This window comes from Anaerococcus hydrogenalis DSM 7454 (assembly GCF_000173355.1).
GTDB classification, from domain to species: Bacteria; Bacillota; Clostridia; order Tissierellales; family Peptoniphilaceae; genus Anaerococcus; species Anaerococcus hydrogenalis.
Genome location: NZ_ABXA01000024.1, coordinates 18,457 through 42,864, shown reverse-complemented (window position 1 = coordinate 42,864; position 24,408 = coordinate 18,457). Strand labels below are relative to the sequence as shown.

Below are 24,408 nucleotides of genomic sequence, written 5' to 3'. Positions count from 1 at the left end.
TAAAGCGAAAGCCAATAATGGCCAGTAGCTTCCATACCAATAATACAGTTGTTAGAATCAATCGAAAAAGAAGGAAATAAATTTCTGAAACTTCTCTAAACCCCTAATAGAATTAGAAAAAGAAAAGGACTCAGAAACAATTTTCCCATCAGAATCAATTATTGAGGCTTCGTGGTTTTCTTTGCAATATCAACACCAATGTAAAACATAAAATCACCTAGCTTTAATATAAATTTAGATAGAGAAAGGACCCTCAAGAACTTTACGACAATCAAACCTCGTTAGACATACAGCAACGAAATGCGCTATCCAGCTCATACTGATAAAGACGTAAAGAAGAGGCGTAACCCTAATTTAGGAAGACTAGCTTCAAGGAGGTTAACTACGACCTCTATCTATACAATTATTATCCCATAAGAAAGTGGGATTGAGAACAAAATGTAGTATTTATTACTACAACTATAATATACGAGGAGGTGATACTATTGCTAAAGACGGAACATGCAGAGGTGGAAGAATAGTAAAATCAGGAGGGAAAGGACAGCCTGCTGCTGAAAAAATAGAAATATGAAATTCATGTTATGCCTCTAGTTTTTTTTGGAATCTCTTCAAACCTTTAATTGTGATAAAGAAGATGCTTTTGCGAAATACCTTGTATTTATGTCAAAAAAATAAAATAATACTATAAAAGTAAATAAATGAAATTATTTTTTTTCAGCAACAAGATACTTTAAATATCTTACTATGAAATTAAAGAAAAATTTTGATTTTTATTTATACTCATATTTTAAATGTTTCGAGTTATAAATTTTCTTAAATTTAATTATGTTAAATATTAAGTAGGAAAAAATCTAGAAAATAAGTAACAAAGATTCTCTCTGAAAAAGTAAATATATGTTTTTAGACAATAGTTAAAAAATGTAGAATTATTGATTATATAACTAAGATTACTCAAAATGAAAATTATTGTATTCTAAGTCGGGATTTTTATTGTTGTTTATATAAAAATTCATATAATAATAGGGTAAGAGATAAAAAATAAAAACCAATTATATTAAATTTAAAATAACAAGTAAGATAAGGAGAAAAAATGTCTATAAGTAAGAAAGATATAAAAATTTTATTAAAATCTCAGCAAGGAGAACTAGATGCTGTGTTGATGTATAGGGCTCTTGCTAATGTAGTTAAGGATAAAAATGATGCCGAAACTTTTAAAAAGCTTGCAGCAGAAGAAGGGCATCACTCAGCTGTTTTTCATGGACTTACACAAGAAAATTTAAAACCTAAGAAAACTTTGGCATTTTTTATGCCTATTCTTTATAGACTTATTGGCAAAAAGCATCTATATCCGCTTATAATAAAAGGCGAATATAAGGCAGCTAACAATTATGCACCTGTTGCTGAAAAATTCCCAGAAATTGAAAGCGTAAAAAAGGATGAAAAAAGACATGGAGATATAGTCGCTAGCTTATTATAAGAAGTTGTATTGATTTTATATCTTTTTTTGATTTAAAATCCGAGCAATTATAAAAATATACACAATAGAAGAATCAAAATAGGTAGATCTTTAATAAGTTTAGATTAAAAGGATTATTATGAACAAAACATTAGTCAGTACAACTATAAAAACAGCCATAGCAGCTACCCTTTCCTTGCTTGTAGCTAAAGCTTTTGGGCTTAAATTTGCATCTTCAGCAGCAATTATTACCATACTTGATATATTTGAGACTAGAAAAGCTACTGTAAAAGGTGGAGTTAAAAGAGCGTTATCTGCTATCATAGCCCTTGTTTTAGGGATTTTGGTATTTGAAATTTTTGCCTACAGAACTTGGGCTTTTGGCATATATTTACTCTTGTTTGTGCCTATATCATTCTTATTAAAAATTGAACTAGGTCTTGGTCCATCAAGTGTTGCAGTTACACATTTACTAAGCTATGGACAAATTAATTCTTCAATAATAATTAATGAGATAGGTCTTGTAACCATAGGAACAGGATTTGCCATGTTAACCAACTTATACGCACCAGAAAGTCAGGATGAGTTGATAGATTGGATAGAAGATATTGATGACGATATAAAGGATATATTAAAATTTTTTGGTCATACTCTTGTAAATGACCTAGATGTTAAAATTTATGAAAAAAAGATTAAAAAACTTGAAGATGATATAGATAAGGCTCTTGAACTTGCTATTATTGAAAATGATAACCGCATAGAAAATAGCAAAAAATTACTTATAGGTCTTAACCATAGGGAAAGAGAAATGGATCTTTTAATGGAGATGTATCATGATTTAAAGGCAATTCCTGCAGAATATGATGATGGAAAATTGATATCTGATATAATGATTGATACTGCAAATAACCTTACAAAAGATGGAGACATGGTTAAGGTTAAAAAAAGAATTGAATTTTTAAAAGAACATTTTAAAATAATGGAACTACCTAAAACTCACGAGGATTTTGTCATACGTTCATCTATTTTTCAAGTTTTTAGAAGCTTGAATCAATTTATAGATATTAGAAATAGTATCAATGATAGGGCTTAAAATTGATTTAGTATGTTTCTATCTTATGTTATACAAATTTTCAATAAATATTTTTTTAGTGACATAAATTTTCAAATATAAAATTTATGTGCTAAGTAAATTTTTAGGTAAGAAAATCTTAGAATCTATCTTGATTTAGTTATAATAAAAGATGTATTTAATAAAGTTTCTTATTATTTGATTATTAACAATAAGTAAGTATAGAAAGGATAAATTAAAATGAAAATTGTATCTAAAGATATTTTTAAAATAATTATGGTCATAGGATTTATAATTTTATTTTTAAATTTATTTTATTTCTTCGCTTTTAAGGATGATTTTTTAAATAAGAATACAATGTCAGGAATTTTAATTATAATTTTCAGCTTATATTCTAATAAAAAAGCTAAATAAATTAAGTTATACTAATTACTGACTTTATTGACTATTCAATCTATGTGGAATTAATTAGTCTGTTGCTAAGAAGATAAGATTATAGCTTATATAAGTGTTGAAAGTATTAGCTTTTAGGATATTTAGGAGGATTTATGAATTTTGAGAAAATTGTAATTAATTTATTACCTATAACAGGGTTGTTTTTGTCTTTTTTTTACAAGTATAAAGCAAATGGAAATATCAGTAAGCATAGCGGATTTAGAACACAATTAAGTATGAAATCTAAAGAAAACTGGAATTATGCGCATATGTATGCAGCTAAACTTTTGCGCATATATGCTATATTTTTTATATTACTAAATATTATTATAATATTTAGTAATAGTCTAACTAATACAACTATGACAATAATAGTTGTATTGCAAATGCTATTCTACTTCATAATTGGATATAAAGTTAATAATGCTTTGGCGAAAAGAGAAAATGGTTAGTATCTATTAAGGATTCTTAATAGATCTGATAGATTTATTTAATCAAATTACCCGATAAGTACAAAATAAAGTACGAGTCGGGTATTTTTTATTAGATCATATTCAAAAATAATTATTTTTGAATATGGAAAGTAAACTTGACATATAAGTGAAATATTCTTATAAAATATGTAAAGCTAGCTTAACATATAAAGAGGTGATTTAATGTGAAAAATAGACTTGAGCTAATTAGAAAAGAAAATAAGATTACGCAAGAAGAATTAGCTTCAATTCTTGAAGTTTCTAGGCAAACAATTGGCTCTTTAGAAAATGGGAGATACAATCCATCAATTATCTTGGCTTTTAAAATTGCTAGGTATTTTGGTTTGACTATTGAAGATATTTTTATTTATAAGGAGGAAGATTAAGAAAAATAATAAGATGTGGTATTTTGGATATATTGTTGGATTTTTAAGCTTAATTTTACTATTCACTATCAAAGGTAATGAAATAAGAAATATTTTATTGACTCTTATTTTTGCCACTAGCACGGCTATTTCTAGCGTAAAAATAATGCATAATAAAATGATTGAAAAAGATGAATCTTATAGGATAAATATAAATGATGAGAGAAATGTAAAAATTATGGACAAGGTTAATGCCGCAATGTCTTATATTTTAATGATCTTAATAGGCCTTGTTGCTGTTATTTGTCTTTTGATAAAAGCCTATTTGCCAGGAGGTATTTTGGCAATTTTTATTCTATTTTATCCAATGATTACATTTTTTATAAATGGATATTATGAGAAAAAATATTAAATTTAAGAAATTAATTTTAAAAAATATCTGATAGGGATGTTATTTTTCCATAGGTCAGATATTTTTTTATAGAAAAATGTAAAGAACTCTTGATATATATATCTAAATTTTATATAGTAATGTAAAGATGGTTTTACATTTTGAAATGAAATGGAGTTATGATTATGAAAAAAGTTTCAAAGATGGATGAAATGGATAGGAATATTTTATTAAGGTCAGAAAGTTTGGCTTATAAATTTGCTGTCATTGTTTTGAGTTTATGGGTTATTTTTTCTTCTTATAAATCCTTATTTAGTGATTTTAAATATAATCCACTTCCTGTATTAATTTTGTGTCTAACCATAAGTGTACAAAATTTTTCAAGAATCTATATAAAAAATAAAATGGTTGAAGGTGATGAGGAATATGGTAGAAAAAATAAATTCATGGAAATTATAGTTCTAACTCTTTCAATTCTTGCGCTTATCATTTTTATAGGAATGCAAGTCATTAAATAGATTTTATGAATAATATAATAAAAAAACTTAGAAAAGAAAATGGCTTAAGGCAGGAAGATTTGGCAAAAGAGCTTGGAGTTTCTCGTCAAACTATAATTGCAATTGAAAATAATAAGTATGATCCAAGTTTGGAATTGGCAATTAAAATATCAATATTTTTTGATAAAACAGTAAATGATATATTTTTATTTGAAAATAAGTAGTTATTTGTTTTTTTATATTAAATTAGAAATTTACACTGATTTCATTCATAAACTCTCAAGAATAAAAATCTTGAGAGTTTTTGATTATAAATATTTAACGTTCAAAAATATTTGACTGTTAAGTAAATTTAAGTTACAATAAAGTAAACAAGGATATGGAGGTGCATTTTGAAAGAAGTTCACATTTTAAATTCGTTGGAAGAGATAAATATTGTAAGCGATCCTTTAAGGCTTAAAATAATTATGACTTTAGGTACAAGTCCAAAAAATGCCCAAGATTTATCAGATGCCCTTGGTGTAAGCAGGTCAAAGATTCACTATCACCTAAAAATTTTAGAAAAAAATAATATTATAGAAGTCGTTGATACGGAACTTATTAATGGAATTACACAAAAATATTTTTTGCCAGTAGCCAAGGCCTTTATTCCTAATAGTGAAATATTTAATAAAAATTTAGAAGAGAAGGTATTTTCTTTTAAAATTTCTAGTAAATCCTACGAACCATTTGAAAAAGAATTAAATGAATTAATAAAAAAATATAGTAAAGATGAAGGTAGTGAGGAAAGTTTTCAAGTACAAATTTATAAATTATCTTAAAACCAGTAAGTTAATTCTTACTGGTAAAAAAATACACAAATGTCAAAATAAACAAAACGTTAAATATAAGGAAAATGTTAAAAATGATTAAAAATAAAGACTTTTATGTCCTGCTTTTAGGACGTCTAATAACAAATTTTGGAGATAGTTTATATGCTATTGCATCAACTCTTTTAGTTTATAAAATGACTGGATCTACAATTTATTCTGGTATCACTCTATTTCTTACTTCATCAACTGCTATAGTACAATTACTACTAAGCCCAATTTTGGATAGAATTAATATGAAAAAATTTTTAATATTATCTCAACTTATTCAAGCAATTTTAATTTTAATTATTCCATTTTTGTATAAATTTGGAAAATTAAGTGTCTATCATATTATGGTAATAATGCCAATAATTTCTCTGATTAATCAACTAGTTTATCCGGGGCAAATATCTCTGCTTCCAAAAATTTTATCTGAAAAAGAACTTGTTAGAGGTAATTCTTTGATGACTATGGCTTATCAAGGATCAAATGCAATTTTTGATACTTTAGCAGGTTTTATTATATCAATATTTGGTTTTATGACAGCTTTTTTTGCGGATTCCATAAGTTTTATATTAACTGGGATTTTATTTTGTTTATTATCAAAAAAACTTAGTCATTCTAAAAAAAGAGAAAATAATTTTGAAGAAAATATACTAAAAAATCACTTCAAATCTCTTAAAGAAGGACTTAATTTATTTAAAGATTCAAAAATTTTTGCCCTAGTTTTTGGAATTGTTTTTATTAACTTTGCTGCTACATCAATAAGTGCAGTTTTACCTGCCTTTACTCAAAATGAAATATTTTATAGTTTAATGCTTGCAGGAATGGGAGCAGGACTTTTACTGGGATCCTTATTTGCTGGATTTCCAAAACTTAAAGAAATACCCCTTGGAAAATTATATATTTATGGAATGATGATTGTAGCATTAGCTTGGATATGTCTATCTAATTTTCAAAATAATATAAAAATAGGAGTAGTTTTGTATGGACTTGGATGGTTTGTAGTAGGTCTTGTAAATGTTTATGCACAAACTATGGTTCAAATAATAGTTCCAAATGGAAAACTTGGCTCTGCTATGGGGGCTATGGTTGGAATTTCTACTTTTATGGCACCATTAGGGGCTTTATTTGGTGGATTTTTAGGAGAATATTTATCAAGTTCAATGGCAATATTTATTGGATCCTTCATTATATTTTTAGTTGCAATTTTTTGGGCACTAAATGAAAATATTAGAAAATTACCATCAGTTAATAATATCCATAAGAACTATTAAAATAAAAATGTAAATTTACAAATAAAGCTATATAATGGATACATGAAGAAAACTATTTATATCAGAAGATTTCAAGAAAAAGATGCAAAAGAAGTATCTGAGCTTATTATTAAAACTTTAAGAACTACTAATATAAAAGATTATTCAAAAGATTATATTGAAAAGGGTGTAAGAATTTTAAATTCAGAAAATATAAAAGAAAAAGCTAAGATTAGACATTTTTATGTGGTATGCCATGGTGAAAAAATCATTGCTTGTGGATCTATCGGATATGATGAAGATAAAAATGAATCTTGTTTTTATACTATTTTTGTTTTGCCAGAATATCAGAAAAAGGGAGTGGGAAGATTAATTGTGGAAAATCTTGAAAATGATGAGTATGCCACTAAGTCAAAGAAGATTATAGTCCCATCTTCTATAACTGCCAAATCTTTTTATTTAAAATTGGGCTATTTTTATAAGGACAATAACAAAAAGGCAAATAATCAGGGCCTATTTATGCTAGAAAAATTAAGAAAATAAATTTTTATGTTAGGCTGAGTAATAGTTATATATTTTAATAAACTTTGTTAGTATATTATAAAAAAATAATTTTAAGTTATTTATTAATATAATTTTTAAAACTATAAATAATGGTTAAATATAAGCTAGAGATTTTTTCTTATTAAATCAATTAGTTTATTTATACTCATTTATATCTTTTGATTGAATTATTTGTTATACTATATCTATCATGTCTTTTAAAAAGATTAATTTTAATAGGAGGAAATATGAATAAAAAACAAGTGCAATTATTGTATGTGTTCTTATAGGAATAGTTGCAACTTTTTTAGCTGGATTACAAAATTTTGTTGGAGGACCTATGATAGGTCTTTTAATCGGAATGCTTATTGTAAATCTTATGCCTAAAATAGATTCTGAATTTAAAGATGGAACAAGTTTTGTGGGTAAGAAATTTTTAAATTTCGGTATTATTTTGGCAGGAGGTACATTAGATTTTGCCCAAGTTTTAGGATTTGGTGCAAAGGCTATGCCACTAATTTTGACAAACTTATGTCTTGCTTTTCTTGTTGCAAATTTTGTTGGTAAAAAATTTGAATTATCAAGAAATACAAAAATTTTGGTTGGATCAGGTACTACAATTTGTGGAGGAACAGCAATCGCTACTCTTTCAGGAATTTTAAAGGCAAAAGAAGAAGAGATTGCCTATGCGATGACAGCTATTTTCTTATTTGATGTTATAGCTGCCCTATCTTACCCTTACCTTGCAGGAGCAATTGGGCTTTCACAAAATCAATTTGCATTTTTGGCAGGAACTGCAATCAATGATACTTCATCAGTAGCGGCAGCCGAATCAACTTATAATGCCTTAAATGGAGTAAATTTAAATAATGCTATAACAGTAAAACTTGCTCGTACAACTGTACTTATACCACTAGCTTTGGTAATTACAGCCCTACAAGTTAGAGAATCTTCACATAATTCAGAAAATATGTCTATTGGAGAAAGTTTTAAAAGATCTTTCCCACTTTTTATTGTAGGATTTTTACTTATGGCTCTTTTAAATACAATGGGAGTATTTGAAATTTTACCAGATAAAGGCGCAATTTTTGGACCAGCTTACAAGTTTTTTGTAACAGTTGCCTTGGCAGGTGTAGGATTTAAAATTAAATTTAAAGATTTATTTACTAAAGGACTAAAACCAATTATCACAGGTGGTTTAACCTGGTTAGTTGTGGCTACTTCTTCAATGATTTTCATTCATGTATTTGAAGGATTTATAAACAGTCTATAGATTAGAAAACAGCTTAGAGATATCTAGGCTGTTTTTTTAATTGAAACTTTATTTATAATAAGCTATTTATGGGTATAAATTAATTATCGTAAATTATATATTTTATAAAAATTAATAAAAAGAAAGGTGATAAATTGATAAAATATGAAAATGTATCTATGTCTTATACAGGAAATGTTAAGGTATTAGATAATTTAAATTTTGAAATAAAAGAAGGAGAATTTTTTGTAATCGTTGGTCCCAGTGGCAGTGGGAAAACAACTACTTTAAAACTGATAAATAGGTTAATAGAACAAAATGAGGGGGATATATACTTTAATGAAAAAAGATTAAAAGATTATCCTTTAAGAGATCTAAGGCTTGACATGGGCTATGTTCTCCAACAAATTGCCCTTTTTCCTAATATGACAGTTGGAGAAAATATTTCTCTTATTCCAGAGATGAAAAAGATGGATAAGAAGAAAATAAAAGAAACTGTAGATAGGCTTTTGAAAAGTGTAGATTTAGACCCAAAAGATTACAAAAATAGACTTCCAGAAGATCTATCTGGTGGTGAAAAACAAAGAATAGGAATTTTAAGAGCAATTGCTGCAAGTCCAAAAGTATTATTAATGGATGAGCCTTTTTCTGCCTTAGATCCAATCAGCAAAACCAGTCTTCAAGATTTGATTAAAAAAATCCATGATGATTTTAAAATTACAACAGTTTTTGTAACTCACGATATGGATGAAGCCCTAAAACTTGCTGATAGGATTTGTGTGATGAAGGATGGAAAGGTTATTCAAATTGCAAGCCCATCAGAGATAATTAATAATCCAGAAAATAATTTTGTTAGTGAATTTTTTGATAATGAAAAAAGGATAAATGATGAACAATTTAGTTAATACCTTTATTGAAAGAAAATCAGACTGGCTTGAGGCCTTATTTGAACATTTACAAATTTCTATGATTTCCCTAATAATATCTATTTTAATTGCAGTACCTCTAGCTATTTTTTTATCTCATAGAAAAAAATTGAATGAGTGGATTTTACAAATTACGGGAGTTTTTCAAACAATACCTTCCTTGGCCCTACTAGGTCTTTTTATTCCATTTATGGGAATTGGAAAAGTTCCTGCAATTACAGCCCTTGTAATCTATGCACTTTTCCCAATATATCAAGCGACAATTACAGGGTTTTCTGAAATTGACCCTTCACTTGAAGAAGCAGCAACAGCCTTTGGGATGACAAGATGGGAAAAGTTAAAAAAATACAAGTTGAGTTTGGCCATGCCAATAATTATGTCAGGAGTTAGAACTTCTGCCATAATGATAATTGGAACAGCTACTCTTGCTGCCCTAGTTGGAGCAGGAGGACTTGGATCTTTTATTCTTTTAGGAATTGATAGGAATGATTCAGCCCTAATTCTAATAGGAGCTATTTCTTCAGCTTTACTTGCAATTTTATTTGGATCTTTAATTAAATCATTAGTAAATAAAAAGCCAATAAATATTTTGATGTCCTTAATTGCTACTATAATTATTACGATAATGAGCTTGTTTTCCTTTGGTGAAAAAGATAATAAGCTCACAATTGCAGGAAAATTAGGAGCTGAACCAGAAATTTTAATTAATATGTACAAAGAATTGATTGAAGAAAATTCTGATATTAAGGTAGAAGTTAAGGCGAATTTTGGAAAGACTAGCTTTTTGTATGAGGCTTTGAAAAACGGAAGTATAGATATGTATCCAGAATTTACTGGTACAATCACTAATTCTTTATTAAAAGAAGATGTGGGTAAAATATCCAATAATCCTGAAAAAGTTTATAAAAAAGCGAGAGATAAGATATATGACCAAGATAAATTAGTATATTTAAAGCCTAGCAAATTTCAAAACACTTATGCCTTAGCTATAAAGGAAGATTATGCAAAAGAAAACAATATAGAAAAAATTTCTGATTTAAAAAAGGTAGAAAATAATGTTATTGCTGGCTTTACTTTAGAATTTAATGACAGAGAAGATGGAAATAAGGGCTTAAAATCTTTGTATGGTTTAAATTTTGATGTAAAAACAATGGAGCCTTCCCTAAGATATACAGCAATTTCTAATGGATCAATTAATTTAACAGACGTATATTCAACCGACAGTCAAATTATCACTAACAAATTAAGGGTATTAGAAGATGACAAAAATTTATTCCCGCCTTATCAAGCGGCTCCTCTTTTAAGAGAAGAAACAATAAAAAATCACCCAGAATTGAAGGAAATTTTGGAAAAACTTTCTGGAAAAATCACTTCAGAGGAGATGACAAAGATGAACTACCTTGTAGATGTTGAGGGAAAGTCAGCAAAAGATGTGGCAAGAGAATATTTAAAGGATAAGAATTTAATAAAGTAATATTTTAGGAGAAATTTATGGAACTTAATATTTCACTTGGATTTTTTATTTTTTCAGTCTTACTTGTTACGGTTTTTAAGTCGAAATTTAAAGGCGATATAGGGGAGTTGGCTCTTGCCTTAAATGTTAAAGATCTTGATAAAAATAAATACAGAAAAATACATGACATAAAATTAAAAAATACATCTAATCATACAAAAACTAGCCAAATTGATCATTTGATTATTTCAACTTATGGAATTTTTTGTATAGAGACAAAGGGATACAAGGGAAAAATATATGGTAAAGAATTTTCCAAGGATTGGGTACAATATTTATCAAATCAGAAAAATTATTTTATGAATCCAGTTTTACAAAATTATGGTCACATAAAAGCTGTTGAAAATATTTTAAAAAATTCTTATCCAAATATGAAGTATTTCTCAATAATAGCCTTTTCAGCAGAGGCAAATCTAGATTCAATTGAAGTGAAAAAAGCAAAAATATGTAAAATTTCAAAAGTGAGTGATTTAATAAAAGACTTATCCAAAGATGAAATTCTAAAAAAAGAAGACTTGGATAAGATTGAAATCTTAATTAAAGAAAATAAGTCATACCAATCAGATTTTTCTCACACTAGGGATATAAAAAAGCTAAAAAAAGAAAATAAGGAAAAAGTAGAAAAGAAAATATGTCCAAGATGTGGAGGAAAATTAGTTGAAAAAGAAGGGAAATATGGAAAATTTATAGGATGTTCTAATTTTCCTAAATGTAGGTTTGTTTATAATAAAAATAAGAAAAATAATTTGAGCGAAAGAATTTCTTTCGCTTTTTTAATTGACAAAAATTTATATGAAGGTAATATAGTTCTAAATAGAACTAAAAGGAGGATTATATGCATTTTTGGGATCAGCATAAAAATATTACAAATTATTATGAAAAATTAACGAGTTCAATTTGCCAACAATATAAACTAACCCAATTGGAATATGATATTTTAATGTTTTTATATAATAATCCAAAATATAATACAGCAAGCGATATTGTAAGAATTAGAAAATCTACCAAATCACATGTTTCTACATCATTAAAAAATTTGGAAAATAAAAAATTGATTATTAAAAAACAAAACAAAGAAAACAAAAAATACTATGAAATTTTTCTTTTAGAAAAAGCAAATATAATAATTAAAAATGGCAAGAAAATACAAGAGCAATTTATAGAAGATTTATTTGAAGGAATAAGTGAAGATGATATGGTGATTTTTAAAAAAGTTTTTGATAAGATTTGCAAAAATGCAGATTTTCATTTAAAAAGCTAGGAGATTCTATGTTTAAGGTTAAAAGTAAAAGCTTACTAATTATTGCAGGTCTTGTTTGGTTAATAGCTGGATTTAATGTTGCAAGACTCGGGATAATTTCATTTTTTACAATTGATAAAAAATTTAATTTATATATTTTTTCCCTTATTATATTTATTTTATTTGGATTTATGTTTTATAAGATGACTAAAAAACATACAAAGAGGATATTGGCTTATAAGGGAAGAATATATTTTTGGAAATTTTTTGATAAAAAATCTTATTTAATAATGGCCTTTATGATGGGAGGAGGTATAGGACTTAGGTCAATGAAATTTTTACCGGATTATTTCATTGGATTTTTCTATACTGGTCTTGGCCTTGCCTTGGATTTTGCAGGACTTATTTTTATAAAAAATTATTTTTCAATAATAAAGGAGAGATAAAAATGGAAGAAAAAAAATATAAAATGAAAATTTTTGATATATTTGAAGTGATTTTCGATATAGGATACTTAATTTTTGACCTAATTGGAGGGATTTTATTTTTTATATTTTCAAAGGGTGAAAAATTATTTATCCTATATGGGATTTTAACTCTTATCCTATGTTTTGGGGATGCCTTTCACCTTATTCCAAGGGTAAAAAAATCCTTATTTGGCATAAATGAAAAAATCAAAAAACAAATGGGCTTTGGTCTCCAAGTTTCATCTATCACAATGACAATATTTTATATTTTGCTCTTATATATATGGAAAGAAACTTTTAAAAATTTAAAAGCTCCAACTATAATAGAAATTTTAATTTGGATTAGCGCACTTATTAGGATATTTATTTGTTTATTGCCCCAAAATAATTGGACCAGTGGAAATGAAAATAAGACTCTTTCTATAATTAGAAACTCAATATTTTTAATTTCTGGACTTGGAATAATAATCCTCTATACTATATCTGGAAATATATATGGTTTGAGGATGCACAGGATGGTTTGGGCAATAATTATTTCATTTGCTTGTTATTTACCAGTAACCTTATTTAGTAAAAAATATCCCAAAATTGGTATGCTAATGATACCAAAAACATGCTCTTATATATGGATAATCGTAATGGGTCTTCAAATATTATTTTATTAAAATTTATTGGAAAATTTTATAATTAAAATTATTTCATATTTTCGAATCATGATATATTTTTATTAAAAATCTTTTTCAAATATAATTTACTTGTTAAAAAATACACATAAGTATATAATATAAGTGTAAAGGGAAATAAAAAATTTAAAAGGAGAAATTTATGAAATTATTAAGAGCCATGCGCGAACCACTAAAGTATGTACAAGGTAAGGATGCCTTGTTAAAATTCCACGAAGAAATGGAATATATGGGAAAAAGATGGTTATTTATTTGTTCTAATAGTGGGTATAAATCTTGTCATGATAAGATAGAAAAATCTTTCGAAGGATTAGATGACTTTAGACGCTATGAAATTTTTGGTGGAATTTCTAGTAAGGGCGAGATTGAAAAAATGAAAAAAATCGTCGAAGATGATAAAATCGATACAGTTGTTGCAGTTGGTGGTGGATCTGCAGTTGATACTGCAAAGGCTACAGCTTATTATGCAAATAAACATATAGTAATAGTTCCAACAGTAGTTGCTACAGATGCTCCTTGTACTGGACTTTCTGTAATCTATAATGATGATGGATCTTTTGATTCTTATTTATTCTATCCAACAAATCCTGATGCAGTTTTGGTTGATAGCCAAGTTATAGCAAACGCACCAGTTAAATTTTTAATAGCAGGAATGGGTGATGCTTTGGGAACTTATTTTGAAGGAAGAGCATCTATAAGAACGGAATCACCAAGCTTGGAAGGGACAGGAATTACAAGAACAGGACTTGCAATTGCAAAATTATGTTACGAAACTTTAAGAGCATATGGATCACAAGCTATAAAAGCATGTGAAAATAATGTTGTAACACCAGCTTTGGATGCAATTATTGAAGCAAACACTTATATGTCTGGAGTAGGGGCCGATAATGTAAACTGCGCAGCAGCACACTCATTTTACAATGGTTTAACATCATTAGGTGGACACGAAGCATATCATGGTTCATGTGTAGCCTTTGGTACTTTGGTTCAATTAGTTTTGGAAGGGGTTCCAAAAGAAGAATTTGAAGATGCACAAGGATTTTGCTTAGAAGTTGGACTTCCTGTAACATTGGAAGAACTTGGAGTAAGTAAAGACGAAGAAATTAAAACTATAGCAAGAAATGCTTGTGTAGAAGGAGAAACAATTCATAATCTTGCAGGAGATGTTACCCCTGATGAATTATATGCTGCAATAATTGCAACAGATGCTATGGGAAAAGCTGTCTTAGGAAAATAGATTTTAAAAAAGTTTTAGTATATTTAATATCAAAACTTTTTTATATTGAATTTTTTATATTTATCTTTTTTAAATCATTTAATAAGAGGACCTATGTGGGTATAAAACTAATAGCTTAATTTAATATATAGGAGAAATGTATGAAGGAAAATATTTGTATTCAAGATACCTATGGCGAAAGATTTCAATATTGCTGGGGTTGTGGTCCAAAAAATGATATGGGACTTCATTTAAAATCATATCCAAGTGAAGATGGGAAAAGTGTAATTGCTAAAATTATTCCTGATAAAATGTATACAGGAGGAGTACCTCAAAATTTATTTGGGGGAATGATTGCAATGATTTTTGATTGTCACGGAACAGCTTCTGCAGCTTATTTTTCTCACAAAAATAAAGGCTTGGACCTTGATAAAAATACGGTAATAGAGAGATTTATTACAGCAAGACTTGAAGTTGACTTTAAAAAACCAACTCCAATGAATGAAGAAATTATAGTATCATCAAAATTAATTGAGCTTGGTGAGAGAAAAGCAATAATTGAAATGGAGATGACAGCAAAGGGAGAAGTTCGTGCAAAAGCTAAAATGATAGCTGTTAAAGTAAAAGATAATATGTAAATTTATTGTTATTGAATAAAAAATAAGAAATATTAAGAAAATTTTTTTAAAAACTAAAGATTAAAATTGTGGTATAATTTTATCATGGTTTGAAACGCACCCATTCACAAAGGCTATTTGTGGTGGGTGTTTTATTTTTAGATTGGAGATTTTATGGAAGAAAAAAATCTTTTTAGAGATTTTATCAAATATGTATTTTTGAATATTTTTGGACAAATAGCTTTTTCTTGTTATACACTTATGGATACATATTTTGTATCTGTTAAACTTGGAGCAGATGGACTTGCAGCCTTAAATATTGCTTTTCCTATTTTTTGTTTATTAAATGGACTTGGTTTAATGTATGGAATAGGCGGGGGAATAAAATACGCAATTTGTAAAAGCAGAAATTCTGAAAAAAGAGCCAATAGAATATTCACATCTGCTTTGTTATTAGCATTAGTTACAGGAATAATATTTTTTATAATTGGCATTTTATTTTCAGAGAAATTAGTTATATTTTTGGGAGCCGATAATAATATTTTTGATATAACTAATACTTACCTTAAAGTAATGCTATTATTTGCGCCAGCTTTTTTATTAAATAATATTATGCAGGCATTCGTGAGAAATGATAAAAATCCTAGACTTTCTATGATAGCCATGATAAGTGGAAGTATTTCAAATGTAATATTAGATTATATTTTTATTTTTCCCCTTAATATGGGAATATTTGGAGCAATATTTGCGACAGGTCTTGCACCCATTATAAGCATGCTTATAATTATGCCGTATATTTTGAAAAGAAAAAATGGATTTCATTTAGAGAAAATAAAATTGGATTTAGAAAGTATTCTTGAAATTATATCAAAAGGATTTACGGCTTTTATAACAGAAGCAACATCCGGGATTGTTATGTTTGTATTTAATCTGTTGATTTTAGGAATTTCCGGGAATTTAGGAGTTGCTGCCTTTGGAATAATTTCAGTAATCTCGCTTGTTGTAATTGCAATTTATACAGGCTTATCTCAAGGTATTCAACCAATAATCAGTCATTATTATGGAAAAAATGATAAAGAGAAACTTGAAAAAATTTTAAAATATGGCTTGTTAACAGAAATATTTTTATCCTTAATAATTTATATAACAATTTATTTTGGACGAGATTTATTTGCATCATTTTATAACGAAGAAGGCAATATAATTTTACAAGGATACGCTATCCAGGGCATGGTATTATATTTTTTAGCATGTCCTTTCATAGGAATAAATATTGTGACATCAACATTTTTTGCATCAACAGAAAAGGTAAAACTTTCTCAGATAATTTCCTTATCGAGAGGGGCAATAGTCCTAGTACCTGTTGCGATATTAATGGCCAAAAGTTTCAAATTAAATGGTGTTTGGCTATCATATCCTATTTCAGAAATTCTTGTAAGCTTAATTAGCTTATTTTTAATATGGAAAAATTTGATAAAGAACAAATAAAATTTTAAAAAATTTTTAAAATATATAAAAATCTATTTAAGTTTACATTTCATAGTGATATAATCATGATATAGATAACTATTATCAAGGAGCAAACTATGATCTATATTGAAAATTTAAAAAAATCTTATGGTGTTGGTAAAGAGAAAATAAACGCTCTAAATGGGATTGATTTAAAGCTAGAAAGTGGAAAAATATTGTGTTTGCTTGGACCATCTGGTTCAGGAAAATCTACACTATTAAATATTTTAGGTGGTATTGAAACAATTGATCAAGGACTTGTTAAGGTTTTTGAAAATGACTTAAATAAAATGAATAAAAAAGATTTGGAAAAGTATAGAAGAAAGAATTTAGGATTTGTTTTCCAATTTTATAATCTTATAAGTGACTTAAATGTAAAAGAGAATATAGAAGTTGGGGCTTATTTATCTGATAATCCTATTGATATAGATGAATTAATAAAAAATTTATCTCTTGAAGATCAAATATATAAATATCCAAATGAAATTTCTGGAGGCCAAGCACAAAGAACTTCTATAGCAAGAGCAATTATTAAAAGACCAAAACTTTTGATATGTGATGAGCCTACAGGAGCTTTAGACTATGAAAGTGCTAAGGATGTATTAATTTTAATTGAAAAGCTAAATAAAATTTATAATTCAACTGTAATTATAGCTACACACAATGTTCAGATTTCAAAAATGTGCGATTATATTATGAATATCCACAATGGTTTAGTTAGAAGTTTTGAAGAAAATAAGGAAAAAATTCCTGCTAGGAGTGTGACTTGGTGATGAAAAATCCAATTAATAAGAGAATTTTTAGACAAGTTAGATTTTATCCATTTAGATTTTTTCCCATTTTTATACTAATAGCCCTAGTAGTTACTTTTGCGGCTTCATTTTATACTGCTCAAGATTCTGTAAAATTTGTATACTATAAAGAATTAAAAAATGGAAGGGTAGAAGATGGTCAATTTACTGCTATTAATAAATTAGATAAGAATACAGTGGATAAGATCAAAAAAGACCATATAAAATTATATGAAAATTTTTCTATAGAATTAAATGAAAGTAAGGATAAGAAACTAAGAGGATTCATTAATAGAGATAAAATTAATATAGGTCAACTACACCAAGGTAGATTTCCAAAAACAAAAAATGAAATTGCCTTGTCAAATAATTATGCTATAATCAATAATAAAAAATTAGATGATAAAATAAAATTAGAAGGAAAAACTTTCAAAATAGTTGGGCTTGTTTCCCTCCCAGACTATTCATCACTCCTAAGAAATAGACAAGATTTAGTTATGGATACTGGATATTTTGGTGTATGTCTTTTTAATAAAGAAGGTTTTGATAGTTTTAGTGAAAAAACAAAAAAATATACTTATGCATATCATAATTTAGATAAAATTAATAAGAAAGATCAAAGAGATAAAATTAGAAAAATAGTTAATAAAATTAATAAAAACAATTTTGTTATTGATTATGTTATTAGAGCAGATAATCACAACATTTCATATGTCATGGATGATATGGACGGAGATGTACCAACTATGACAAGTTTTATGATTATTTTATTTATTGCCCTTGCCTTTGCAAGTGCTGTAGAAATGAAAAGCTTGATTGAAAAAGAGGCCTCACTAATTGGTACACTACTTTCCTTGGGATATAAGAAAATAGAAGTTTTTACAAATTATATGGCTATGCCTTTATTTATAACTGTAACTGGAGCTTTAGTGGGAAATTTATTGTCATATTTATTTGTTTATAAAAAATATGTTAACTTATATTACAATTCATTTGATTTAGCAAAATTTGAACTAAAACTAAGTCCAAGATCCTTTATTATTACAAGCCTTATACCAATACTAATCTATATATTAGTAAATTCGCTTATAATTTCTAAAAGTTTGAATTATAAGCCCTTAGATTTTCTAAGGAAAAATTTAAAAAAAGAAAAGAAAAAAAATAAATTTAAACTAGAAAAATTTGATTTTATTAATAAATTTAGAATCAGGGTATTATCAGCCAATAAACTTAATTTGATTGCCTTATTTTTCGGGATTTTCTTAGCAAATTTACTATTAGTAATTAGTTTATCAATAAGACCTGTTTTTACAAAATATACAGAGAACATGAAAGAATCAATGAAATATGATTACACATATTTTGTTAAGGGAGAAGATAAAAATATTAAAGAGGAGAAGGCTTGTATAATAGAAGCAGAATTAGTAGAACTAAATGATAAAAAAATTCAAGTCTATGGGATTGATAGAACATCAAAATATAAAATTAATTCTTACGATACTTTAAAAGAAAATGAGGCAATAGTTTCACAGGGCTTTGTTGATAAATATGGCTTAAAAAAGGGAGATGAATTTAAAATAAGAGAACCCTATAAAAATAAAGAAAAAAGTTTAAAAATTAAAGATATAGATAAGTCAATAAATGTTTTTAAAATTTTTATGAAAAGAAAATCTTTAAATAAAGTAATTGGCATGGATAAGGAATTTTTTAATACTTATATGGCAGATAAAAAATTAAAAATATCAAAAGATATAGAAATAAGTAAAATTGATAAAAAAGAAATTACAAAGTTTACCGAACATTTTTTGAATAATTTTGGTGTGTTTTTTGATACTATGATTGTTATAGGAATATTTTTCTTTTTTATAATTACGGTACTTATTTCTAATGTTATAATAGAAAAGTCGAGAACAAATATTTCCTACATTAAAATATTTGGGTTCAAAAATAAAGAAATAACAAATATATATATAGATCCAATCTTTATTTTTGTAATAATTTTTCAAGTATTAATGATTCCACTAATAAATAAAATAGTACAATTTTTTATGTTCGTATCTATGTCAAAATTAGATGCTTATATTAAAGCACAAATACCTTTAAAAATTTATATCATAGCTATAATAATTAGCATATCGTTATTTATTTTAGTTCAATTTATCCAAAAAATAAAACTTTCAAAAATTAATATGGTAGAGGAATTAAAAGTTATTAATGGATAAGGTTTATATTATTTGAAAAAATTTTAGATAAGATTTAAAATCAGAAAAATCACCTGGATTTAATATTCAGAGTGATTTTTTTTAAAGCTATACTTTAATAAGATAATAAAATAAATTAAATGAGATTAAAATTGACAAAAGTTTTCGAATATTGTAGAATAGATTCATGATAAAAATTAACATATAATTTTAATTAGATAATTTAAAAAAGGAGACAATTATGGAAAAGAAAAAGTCGATTAGATTACCTTCTTTTTTTGAAGCAATTTTACCAATTATAACAATGGTTTTATTAATGGTATACGTTTTTGTTTTTGCAAAAAAAGAAGTAGATGGAAAACTTGAAGCTGTTTATGATGGGGCACACATGCCACTTATTTGTGGAATTGTAGTAGCTTGTATTGTTGGAATTATTTGTGGTCATTCTTTTAAAGACATGCTTTCAGGAATGATTGCTAGGATTAATACAACCTTAGATGCTATTTTAATTTTACTTACTGTGGGTTTGTTGATTTCATCATTTATGATGAGTGGAACAATTCCTGCTTTAATTTATTATGGATTGGAATTATTAAATCCAAAGTTATTTTTGCCTATTGGCTGTATTATCACTGCTCTTGTAGGTATGGCTTGTGGTTCTTCTTGGACGGCAACAGCTACAATTGGTATAGCTTTTATGACAATTGGACAAGGGCTTGGAATAAATCCGGCAATAACTGCAGGAATGGTAATTTCAGGAGCCTACATAGGTGATAAATTTTCTCCTTTATCAGATACAACAAATCTTGCAGCTGGAGTTTCAAAAACTGGATTATTTGATCACGTAACAGCTATGATTTCTACAACTGGACCTATATTTATAATTTCCTTGATTTTATACACAATTTTGGGACTTAGGGCGAATGTTGTAAATTATGACCCTACAATTGCTGAGGGAATAAAAACTTCACTTGCAAATAATTTTAACTTAAACCCTTTAGTTTTACTTCCAATACTTATTATTGTTTTAGTTTGCGTTTTAAGAATTGAAGGTCTTGCCGGTGTTATGATTTCTGTTGTTGTTGGAATTGTTTTTTCACAAATATTTCAAGAGACTAAGTCTCTTGCTGAAATTTTTGAAGTTTTACACTATGGTCCTGAAATTGAAACAGGAAATGCCTTTGTAGATGCAGCCCTTGCAAAGGGGGGGATGAATAATCAAATGTGGACTGTAAATTTAATTTTACTTGCAGTATCATTTGGTGGTGCTTTGGAAAAATCTGGAGTTGTTGAAAAATTATTCGCTCACTTAAAAGAAAAAATAAATTCAGTAGGTGGACTAGTTCTAACAACTATGGCTACATCAATTTTCTGTGATGCTACAATGTGTGATCAATTTTTAGGAATTGGAGTTCCAGCTCCTTTATATGAAGATAAATATGATGAGATGGGTCTTTCAAGAAATTTCCTATCAAGAACCTTAGAAGATGCAGGAACTTTATGGGCAGTAATGTTTCCGTGGACAGCTTGTGGGGCGTATCAAATGAAAACTTTAGGAGTAAATCCACTCTATTATTTCCCATTTGCTTTTGTAAACTTATTAAGTCCAATTTATGCTCTTACAACGGCTTATTTAAAAAGAAATATATTTTGGGCAGATGGATCTTATACAAATATTTTTGGAAAAACAAGAATGAAAAAGAAAGCATATGCTCCAAAAGAAGTAGAAGAGTATGCAAATGCTCAACTATATAAATTAAGAAAAGAAGGAAAAGTTCCAAATATTTCATAAATTGAAAAATCAAAATCTATTTTTTAGGTTTTGATTTTTATTTTTTAATAATATATTAATATTATTTTTTTAGGGTATATTTATAAGTAAATACTTACGGTATAGTTTAAAAGAAAATATTTTATATAAATTATCCTAAAATATTTTGGAGGTTAAGATGGATTTAAAAGATTTTACAAATAAAGAACAAAGCCAAATAAAAGAGGGCCTTTCTACAGCTGAGATTAGCGACAAGGAAGCAGGGGATAAAATACTTGCTCTTGTTCCAGAAGAATGGATCAAAAAAATTCCATTTTTTGTAAGAAAACACTCTACTACAAAAACAATTGAAAAAATAGCAAATGAATATCCGGATCTTTATCAAATAGCAAAAAAACCCGGAGATTTACCAGAAAAAGAAGAAAAAGAGCTTAAGAAAATAATTACAGATATTTTTGAAGAAAAGATGAAAAAGCATAATATTAAATAAGAAAAAGCAAACAAAGAGTAATTTTTACTTTATGTTTGCTTTTTCTTATGTTATATTTAGTATTAATTTTTAATATTTTTATTTTTTGGAACACTATCAAAAATTCCTGTTACCATTAAGGCAATAGCCCCATCACCTGTTACATTACAAGCTGTTCCAAATGAATCTTGGAGGGCAAAGATTGATAACATTAGGGCTGTCCCTGTATCGTTAAAGCCTAGAACTGAAATGATTAATCCCAAACTTGCAACAACTGTTCCTCCTGGAACTCCTGGTGCTGCTATTGCAAATATTCCAAGTAGAGCAATAAAGACAATCATATTTAAAGTTGTTGGTAATTTTCCTGTTAAAATTTGTGAAACCGTCATTACAAAAAATACTTCTGTTAAAACTGATCCACAAAGATGGGTGTTTGAGCAAAGTGGAATTACAAAATCTCTAATTTTTGGATCTAAAGTTTTTGATTTTCCAGCACATTTAAGTGAAACTGAAAGGGTTGCTGCTGATGACATTGTTCCTAAAGCCGTAAGATAAGCAGGCAAATAATGTCCAAAAACTTCTTTTGGATTTGTTTTTGAAAAAATTCCTCCCAAGGTGTACAACAGTGTCATCCAAATAAAGTGTCCTACAATAACAATTAAAATAATTTTTAAAAATACTGGTAATTCTTGTAAAACTACTCCTTCATAAGCTAAGACTGCAAAAGTTGAAGCTATATAAAAAGGAAGCATATTAATCACAACAACATCTACTATTTTTAAAACTATCTTATTAAGTTCCAATAATAAATTTTCCCAAGTTTGTGATTTTGTAAGAATTACAGCAATCCCAAAAATAATTGATGTTACAAGGGCAGTCATAACTGGCATTATTGGATCAATTGTTAATTTAAAAATTGATTCTGGAATCTCCTTTGCTCCTGCAACGTTTGATGCTATATTTAAGTGGGGAATTATAGCTTTTCCTGCTAAAAAAGAAAATGCACCTGCACCTACTGATGAAATATAGCAAATCAAAAGAGTTACTGTAAGGATTTTTCCAGCATTTTCTTTAAGTGATACAATTGCAGGGGTTACAAAACCAAGAATAATTAAAGGAACAATATATCCAATCAAATCACCAAGAATGGTTTTTATAGAACTAACTACTAAAATTGCCGGCTCATTTGAAATATTTCCAATTAGTATACCAGCAATTATTCCCATCACTAGCTTAAAAACTAATGAATTGAAAAAGCTCTTCTTTTTCATTTTTTATACCTCTTTCGTTTATTTTATTAATATTCTACATTTTTTTAACAAAAATACAATATATATTCACTAATCAGCATATAAATAAAAAATTATATAATTATTCATAAAGTTTTGCTTGGCTTAAATACATTTTTTTATAAAGTCCATCATCTTTCATCAGCTTTTCATGATCCCCATTTTCTGTAATTTTTTTATTATCACAAACAATAATCCTATCAGCGTATTTTGTAGAAGAGAGTCTGTGAGAAATAAAAAGAGAAGTTTGTCCTTTTGAAATATCTAGCATTTTTTCAAAAATTTCTTGTTCACTTCTAGGATCAAGAGCACTTGTTGGCTCATCCATTATAAAAAATTTTCCTTCATGGACCATTGATCTTGATAGGGCAAGTTTTTGTCCAATTCCACCAGAAGGTTCGACAGAATTTTTTGAAAAAAGGAAAGTTAAGAATGTGTCTTCTTTATTTACTAGCTTGTCTATCCAAGATTTCAAATTTAAAAGATAAAAAGATTCATCCATTTTTTCTCTTTGATAATTTGTAATCTCACCCAACAAATTTGCTGAAATATTTTCAGAAATTCTAAAAGGAAATAATCTAAAATCTTGAAAAGTTGGGGAGAGGATTTTGTAATATGTTTTTGTATCAATATCATTTATATTAACCCCATTTATATAAATATTTCCGCTTGTAGGCTTATAAAATTTACACAAGAGTTTTACAATTGTAGATTTTCCAGCACCATTTTTCCCCACAAGAGCTACGGTTTCTCCATTTCTAATTTCAAAAGAGCAATTTTCCAAAATATTTTCATTTGATTTTGGATATTTAAAGCTAACATTATCAAATTTAATAGTGATTTTTTCTGTGTCTATTTTTTTAATTTTACCTACATCAAAATTTTCTTCTTTTTGATTTAAAAAATCAAATAAGCTTTGAAGTTGAGCATTAAAGGCAATTACTTGGGCATAGTTTTTTTGTATTTCCTTACTTGCGTTGATTAAGCTTATTAATGAGTTGAAATATAAAGTAAAATCAGCGAGGCTTATGACTTTTTCTATAAGCTTAACTACAAGAAAAAACAAAGATCCAAGTATAGAAAAATTAGAAAATACATTCATAAGCCCAACATAAATTCCATTTT

26 protein-coding genes and 1 pseudogene are annotated in these 24,408 nt (G+C 27.3%); 24 read left to right on the top strand and 3 right to left on the bottom strand.

Annotation, left to right across the window (positions count from 1 at the left end; all coding sequences use genetic code 11):
• Positions 1-209 (bottom strand): annotated as a pseudogene (locus tag ANHYDRO_RS11425) (IS110 family transposase); the annotation flags it as partial.
• Between the two features lie 881 nt (positions 210-1,090).
• Here ANHYDRO_RS11425 and ANHYDRO_RS04465 point away from each other — a divergent pair.
• From ANHYDRO_RS04465 to ANHYDRO_RS04350, 24 genes are all read left to right on the top strand, one after another.
• On the top strand, positions 1,091-1,477 hold the full coding sequence (locus ANHYDRO_RS04465) for a demethoxyubiquinone hydroxylase family protein (protein WP_004814000.1): 387 nt from the start codon (positions 1,091-1,093) through the stop codon (positions 1,475-1,477).
• A gap of 118 nt (positions 1,478-1,595) precedes the next feature.
• A complete protein-coding gene (locus ANHYDRO_RS04460) occupies positions 1,596-2,549 on the top strand; it encodes an aromatic acid exporter family protein (RefSeq protein ID WP_004813997.1) in 954 nt (317 codons plus the stop codon).
• Positions 2,550-3,076: 527 nt separating this feature from the next.
• Positions 3,077-3,415, top strand: a complete 339-nt coding sequence (locus tag ANHYDRO_RS04455; protein WP_004813993.1) for an SdpI family protein — start codon at positions 3,077-3,079, stop codon at positions 3,413-3,415.
• 206 nt (positions 3,416-3,621) lie between these two features.
• Entirely contained in the window at positions 3,622-3,822 is a 201-nt protein-coding gene (locus ANHYDRO_RS04450) for a helix-turn-helix transcriptional regulator (RefSeq protein WP_004813990.1), read from the top strand.
• 13 nt (positions 3,823-3,835) lie between these two features.
• Complete coding sequence (locus tag ANHYDRO_RS04445) at positions 3,836-4,213, top strand: hypothetical protein (RefSeq protein WP_004813989.1); 378 nt, start codon at positions 3,836-3,838, stop codon at positions 4,211-4,213.
• Positions 4,214-4,377: 164 nt separating this feature from the next.
• Positions 4,378-4,710 (top strand): hypothetical protein, encoded by a 333-nt coding sequence (locus tag ANHYDRO_RS04440; RefSeq protein WP_039914048.1) that lies wholly within the window; start codon positions 4,378-4,380, stop codon positions 4,708-4,710.
• A 5-nt stretch (positions 4,711-4,715) separates the two neighbouring features.
• Positions 4,716-4,913: a helix-turn-helix transcriptional regulator gene (locus ANHYDRO_RS04435; RefSeq protein WP_004813985.1), complete on the top strand. Its 198-nt coding sequence runs from the start codon at positions 4,716-4,718 to the stop codon at positions 4,911-4,913.
• Positions 4,914-5,081: 168 nt separating this feature from the next.
• The gene (locus tag ANHYDRO_RS04430; protein ID WP_004813983.1) at positions 5,082-5,510 is read left to right on the top strand and encodes an ArsR/SmtB family transcription factor; all 429 of its coding nucleotides are present in this window, start codon (positions 5,082-5,084) and stop codon (positions 5,508-5,510) included.
• A 74-nt stretch (positions 5,511-5,584) separates the two neighbouring features.
• Complete coding sequence (locus tag ANHYDRO_RS04425) at positions 5,585-6,817, top strand: MFS transporter (RefSeq protein ID WP_004813982.1); 1,233 nt, start codon at positions 5,585-5,587, stop codon at positions 6,815-6,817.
• A 42-nt stretch (positions 6,818-6,859) separates the two neighbouring features.
• On the top strand, positions 6,860-7,339 hold the full coding sequence (locus ANHYDRO_RS04420; RefSeq protein WP_004813979.1) for a GNAT family N-acetyltransferase: 480 nt from the start codon (positions 6,860-6,862) through the stop codon (positions 7,337-7,339).
• Positions 7,340-7,607: 268 nt separating this feature from the next.
• Entirely contained in the window at positions 7,608-8,612 is a 1,005-nt protein-coding gene (locus ANHYDRO_RS04415; protein WP_039914045.1) for a YeiH family protein, read from the top strand.
• Positions 8,613-8,746: 134 nt separating this feature from the next.
• Positions 8,747-9,496: an ATP-binding cassette domain-containing protein gene (locus ANHYDRO_RS04410; RefSeq protein ID WP_039914041.1), complete on the top strand. Its 750-nt coding sequence runs from the start codon at positions 8,747-8,749 to the stop codon at positions 9,494-9,496.
• Positions 9,480-10,991, top strand: coding sequence for an ABC transporter permease/substrate-binding protein (locus tag ANHYDRO_RS04405; RefSeq protein WP_039914039.1), 1,512 nt, complete (start codon positions 9,480-9,482; stop codon positions 10,989-10,991). The genes ANHYDRO_RS04410 and ANHYDRO_RS04405 overlap by 17 nt, the downstream gene beginning before the upstream one ends.
• A gap of 17 nt (positions 10,992-11,008) precedes the next feature.
• On the top strand, positions 11,009-11,917 hold the full coding sequence (locus ANHYDRO_RS04400; RefSeq protein ID WP_004813973.1) for an NERD domain-containing protein: 909 nt from the start codon (positions 11,009-11,011) through the stop codon (positions 11,915-11,917).
• Positions 11,866-12,291: a MarR family winged helix-turn-helix transcriptional regulator gene (locus ANHYDRO_RS04395; RefSeq protein ID WP_004813970.1), complete on the top strand. Its 426-nt coding sequence runs from the start codon at positions 11,866-11,868 to the stop codon at positions 12,289-12,291. The genes ANHYDRO_RS04400 and ANHYDRO_RS04395 overlap by 52 nt, the downstream gene beginning before the upstream one ends.
• Before the next feature lie 8 nt (positions 12,292-12,299).
• Positions 12,300-12,716 (top strand): hypothetical protein, encoded by a 417-nt coding sequence (locus ANHYDRO_RS04390; RefSeq protein ID WP_039914038.1) that lies wholly within the window; start codon positions 12,300-12,302, stop codon positions 12,714-12,716.
• Positions 12,717-12,718: 2 nt separating this feature from the next.
• Positions 12,719-13,402, top strand: a complete 684-nt coding sequence (locus tag ANHYDRO_RS04385; RefSeq protein ID WP_004813966.1) for a hypothetical protein — start codon at positions 12,719-12,721, stop codon at positions 13,400-13,402.
• Between the two features lie 160 nt (positions 13,403-13,562).
• A complete protein-coding gene (locus ANHYDRO_RS04380) occupies positions 13,563-14,657 on the top strand; it encodes a glycerol dehydrogenase (protein ID WP_004813965.1) in 1,095 nt (364 codons plus the stop codon).
• 140 nt (positions 14,658-14,797) lie between these two features.
• Positions 14,798-15,274: an acyl-CoA thioesterase gene (locus ANHYDRO_RS04375; RefSeq protein ID WP_004813963.1), complete on the top strand. Its 477-nt coding sequence runs from the start codon at positions 14,798-14,800 to the stop codon at positions 15,272-15,274.
• 153 nt (positions 15,275-15,427) lie between these two features.
• Positions 15,428-16,741 (top strand): MATE family efflux transporter, encoded by a 1,314-nt coding sequence (locus tag ANHYDRO_RS04370; protein ID WP_004813960.1) that lies wholly within the window; start codon positions 15,428-15,430, stop codon positions 16,739-16,741.
• A 98-nt stretch (positions 16,742-16,839) separates the two neighbouring features.
• Positions 16,840-17,535: an ABC transporter ATP-binding protein gene (locus tag ANHYDRO_RS04365; RefSeq protein WP_004813958.1), complete on the top strand. Its 696-nt coding sequence runs from the start codon at positions 16,840-16,842 to the stop codon at positions 17,533-17,535.
• Positions 17,535-19,775: an FtsX-like permease family protein gene (locus ANHYDRO_RS04360; RefSeq protein ID WP_004813955.1), complete on the top strand. Its 2,241-nt coding sequence runs from the start codon at positions 17,535-17,537 to the stop codon at positions 19,773-19,775. The genes ANHYDRO_RS04365 and ANHYDRO_RS04360 overlap by 1 nt, the downstream gene beginning before the upstream one ends.
• 220 nt (positions 19,776-19,995) lie before the next feature.
• Positions 19,996-21,546, top strand: a complete 1,551-nt coding sequence (gene nhaC, locus ANHYDRO_RS04355; protein WP_004813952.1) for a Na+/H+ antiporter NhaC — start codon at positions 19,996-19,998, stop codon at positions 21,544-21,546.
• Positions 21,547-21,703: 157 nt separating this feature from the next.
• The gene (locus tag ANHYDRO_RS04350; protein ID WP_004813950.1) at positions 21,704-22,015 is read left to right on the top strand and encodes a hypothetical protein; all 312 of its coding nucleotides are present in this window, start codon (positions 21,704-21,706) and stop codon (positions 22,013-22,015) included.
• A 62-nt stretch (positions 22,016-22,077) separates the two neighbouring features.
• On the opposite strand, the gene ANHYDRO_RS04345 is transcribed toward ANHYDRO_RS04350, so the two are convergent.
• Together ANHYDRO_RS04345 and ANHYDRO_RS10540 are read right to left on the bottom strand one after the other, a co-directional pair.
• Positions 22,078-23,265, bottom strand: a complete 1,188-nt coding sequence (locus ANHYDRO_RS04345) for a dicarboxylate/amino acid:cation symporter (RefSeq protein ID WP_004813949.1) — start codon at positions 23,263-23,265, stop codon at positions 22,078-22,080.
• A gap of 100 nt (positions 23,266-23,365) precedes the next feature.
• On the bottom strand, positions 23,366-24,385 hold the full coding sequence (locus ANHYDRO_RS10540) for an ATP-binding cassette domain-containing protein (RefSeq protein ID WP_004813947.1): 1,020 nt from the start codon (positions 24,383-24,385) through the stop codon (positions 23,366-23,368).
• Positions 24,386-24,408 lie beyond the last annotated feature (23 nt).